Genomic DNA, 2,727 nt, shown 5'->3' on the forward strand with positions numbered 1-2,727 from the left:
GGCCCCCCTGAACCTGGATCAGCTCGGCGAGGGCCCCGTGCTGCTGCAGCTATTCCTGCGCGGCAACCCCTTCCGGGGCAGCGCCGGCGGCGATGAGCCCTGGCCCGCGGCCGTCGCCCAGCTGCTGCGGCATGGCCGGCTGGCAGGCCTGGCGATCTACGGCAGCCCCTACCTGTGGGAGGCCCTGCAGCCCCTGCTGCCGGAGCCGTTGCCGGCGGCCTACAGCCCCGGCCAGATGCCCCGGGCCCAGGCCTGGCTGCTGGGCCGCCTGGGGCTCGCCGACCGCAGCGCCGGCCAGGCCTTCACCGACTGAACCGCCCGAGACCCCATGCCGAAGCTGAGCCTGTCGATGGTGGTGCGCAACGAAGCGGAACGGCTGGAGGGCTGCCTGGCCTCAGTGGCCGGCTTCGTGGATGAGATGGTGCTGCTCGACACCGGCTCCAGCGATGGCACCGTGGCCCTGGCCGAGCGGCTTGGTGCCGTGGTGCATGCCCTGCCCTGGCCGGGCGACTTCGCGCCGGCCCGCAACGAGGCCCTGCGCCACGTGTCCGGCGACTGGGTGCTCGTGCTCGACGCCGACGAGCAGCTGCTGGAGCCGGCCCGGGCGCCCCTGCGCCGCCTGCTGGAGCAGCCCGACCTGCTGCTGGTCAACCTGCTGCGCCAGGAGCGCGGTGCCAGGCAGTCGCCCTACTCCAGCGTCAGCCGTCTGTTTCGCCGCCACCCCGCCCTCCACTGGAGCGGCGCCTATCACGCCCAGGTGGATGACAGCGTGCTGGCCCTCCAGCGGCAGCAGCCGCACTGGCGTATCGCCGACTGCGATACCCCCGCCCTGGTGCACGACGGCTATGCCCCCGCCCTGCTGGAGCGGGGCAACAAGGCCGGGCGGCTGCGCCAGGCGATGGAACAGGAGCTGCGGCTCCAGCCCCACGATCCCTACGCCTGCGCCAAGCTCGGCAGCCTGGAGGTGAGCGAAGGCCGCCTGCGGCAGGGCATCCGCCTGCTGCGGCGCGGGCTGCAGCACTGCCCCTCCGGGGCGGTTCCGGAGCGCTACGAACTGCTGCTGCATCTGGCCATCGCCCTGGCGAACGAGGACAAGGCCGCCGCCGCCGACCTCTACCGCCAGGCCCTGGAGCTGCCCCTACCGGGCCGGGTGAGCCTGGGCGCCCGGCTCAACCTGGCCGCCCTGCTGTGCGAGCAGGGGGCCCTGGCCGAGGCGGCCGAGCTCTGCGGCCACGCCTGTGCCATCGCCCCTGAGGTGGGGCTTGCCTGGTACAACCAGGGCCTGATCGAACGCCGCCGCGGCCACCTGCCCCAGGCGATCACGGCCTACCGCCGCGCCCTGGAGCTGGACCCGCAGCACGCCGAAGCGCAGCAGAACCTCGGGGCGGCCCTGCTGCTCAGCGGCGACATCGCCGCAGCCCGCGGCGCCTTTCGCCAGGCCCTGGAGCTGCTGCGGAGTCAGAACCGCCAGGGCGAGGCCGAGGCGCTGCGGCAACGGGCCTCTGCCCTGGTCAAGCTGGAGGACTGAACCCTTGTCTGAAGCCTCCATGTCTGAGCCCTGCCTGGCCGGCAGAACCATCGCCGTGACCAGGGCCGAAACCCAGATCGGCGCCGCCCGGCGCCTGTTCGAGGCGGCAGGGGCCCAGGTGGTGGACCTGCCCGCCCTGGTGGTGACGCCGCCGGAGTCGTGGGGCCCCCTCGATGACGCCCTCGATGAGCTCGAGGACTTCCACTGGCTGGTGTTCTCCAGCGGCAATGGCGTGGAGGCTGTGGAGAAGCGGCTGGGGTTGCGGGGTCGCAGCCTGGCCCACCGGCCCCGCAGCCTCAGGATCGCCGCCGTGGGCCGCAAGACCGCCGCCCAGCTGGAGGCGATTGGTGCCCCCGCCGACTTCGTGCCGCCCAGCTTCGTGGCGGACAGCCTGCTGGAGCACTTTCCGGCTTCGGGCTGGGGTCTGCGGCTGCTGCTGCCGCGGGTGGAGAGTGGCGGCCGCACCGTGCTGGCCGAGGCCTTCGCCGCAGGCGGGGCCAGAGTTGTGGAGGTGGCCGCCTACGAGACCCGCTGCCCGGCCGGCCTGCCCTCCGCCGCCGTGGCAGCCCTGGAGCGGGGGGCACTCGACGCGATCACCTTCAGCAGCGCCAAGACAGTGAGCCACACCGTTCAGCTGCTGCAGGCGGGCTTCGGCGAGGCCTGGCCCCACTGTCTGCGGGATGTGGCGGTGGTGTCGATCGGCCCCCAGACCAGCCAGCGCTGTGAGCGGGAGCTCGGCCGGGTGGACGCCGAGGCCGATCCCCACGACCTCGAGGGCCTGGTGCAGGCCTGCGTGGAAGCGCTCAGAGCTCAGCCGACACGGTCTGACGCCCCTGACGCAGGGTGAGCAGACCACGGTCGGCGTTGATCGCGGCCACTGTCCAGCCCGGCGGCAACAGGTCGGTGCTGCTGCCGCCTCTGTCACCCACACTCAGGGCCCCACTGGTGGCGCCATAGTCCACGATCGCCTTGGCCGTTCCGGCAGAGCTGATCACGCCGGTGAAGCGGAACGACGGCGGCAGGCTGAGCCGCGCCGAGGCGGGCCTGCTGCCAGGCGTGGCCGAAACGCTCGGCGCCATGGGGGCGAAGGGATCGTCGCGGCCCGATGGGATCGATGCCAACACCTGGTTGGGTGTAGGCAGGGGGGTGAGGCCCGTGAGCACCGGCGGCTGGGCGGCTGCCGCAGGGCTGGCTGGGGC

General features: G+C 73.2%; 3 protein-coding genes and 1 pseudogene. 3 read left to right on the forward strand and 1 reads right to left on the reverse strand.

The annotated features are described in order from the left end of the window. From IQ216_RS13095 to IQ216_RS13105, 3 genes and pseudogenes are all read left to right on the forward strand, one after another. Positions 1-313: pseudogene (locus IQ216_RS13095) on the forward strand (glycosyl hydrolase family 3); the annotation flags it as partial. Between the two features lie 15 nt (positions 314-328). Further along, the gene (locus IQ216_RS13100; protein WP_228007511.1) at positions 329-1,528 is read left to right on the forward strand and encodes a glycosyltransferase; all 1,200 of its coding nucleotides are present in this window, start codon (positions 329-331) and stop codon (positions 1,526-1,528) included. 19 nt (positions 1,529-1,547) lie between these two features. Further along, entirely contained in the window at positions 1,548-2,375 is an 828-nt protein-coding gene (locus IQ216_RS13105) for a uroporphyrinogen-III synthase (protein ID WP_193815819.1), read from the forward strand. Here the strand turns inward: IQ216_RS13105 and IQ216_RS13110 are convergent. Next, positions 2,332-2,727 (reverse strand): hypothetical protein (locus IQ216_RS13110; protein WP_193815820.1); only part of this gene is annotated, 396 nt, incomplete at its 5' end. The two genes, IQ216_RS13105 and IQ216_RS13110, sit on opposite strands and share 44 nt — an antisense overlap.

The organism is Cyanobium sp. LEGE 06143 (assembly GCF_015207535.1).
Taxonomy (GTDB): domain Bacteria; phylum Cyanobacteriota; class Cyanobacteriia; order PCC-6307; family Cyanobiaceae; genus NIES-981.

Bases quoted from the DNA above. Each gene is read 5' to 3' on its own strand.
- IQ216_RS13100 (WP_228007511.1), top strand. From the start codon at position 329: ATGCCGAAGCTGAGCCTGTCGATGGTGGTGCGCAACGAAGCGGAACGG.
- IQ216_RS13105 (WP_193815819.1), top strand. From the start codon at position 1,548: ATGTCTGAGCCCTGCCTGGCCGGCAGAACCATCGCCGTGACCAGGGCC.